This window comes from Paenibacillus sp. P4_E11, assembly GCF_056401635.1.
In genome coordinates, this window is sequence record NZ_JBFUIX010000700.1 from 1 (window position 1) to 589 (window position 589).

Here is a 589-nt window from a genome sequence, read left to right on the forward strand (position 1 = left end):
CGATGCCTCCGTCAACTTTTGATCTTGAGAGAGATCAGGTGCTTGGAGTGACAGCTTTAGATTTTTGACGACAGGAGTCAGTAATCCAACGACCAAGACTTGAATGGCTACGTACAGAACAAGCGAGCCGATAATCCAGAAGCTCGTGATGCTCCATGAAGACACTATCACCAGCAGAATCCCGGTGAGTACAGCGAGGGTCCCGCCAATTTTCGGAAAAAAATTCATCAATTCAAACGAAGCGATCGATTGCCGTAACCCCCCAACGGTTTGACCCCTTCTTAACAGTAAATGTCCGAAAAAAGTGGGGCCGATCCCGATAATCGACGACAGCACATGAATAAGCACTAACCATTTCATAAATTCGCTACCTCCTACTTCAACAGAATACTTATAAGATAGCACGTTGCCGAAACCCATTATATTATCCAAAGGTCGTAGAAAGGTAGAGGTTAGGTATACTTTTTCTTCGACATCGGCGTGCTGTAAGGATAAATGCCTAACGGCGTCCTTTGACGCCGTGCGTTTGCCGAGACGATGAACAATCAACGAAGTAATACTGAATCGACAAAAAACATGCCTCAGAAGG

At 45.3% G+C, this 589-nt stretch carries 1 protein-coding gene; it reads right to left on the reverse strand.

Annotated elements, in window-relative coordinates:
* On the reverse strand, positions 1-360 hold a 360-nt coding region (locus AC1DWB_RS37005), incomplete at its 3' end, for a DUF2269 family protein (protein ID WP_477546006.1).
* Positions 361-589 lie beyond the last annotated feature (229 nt).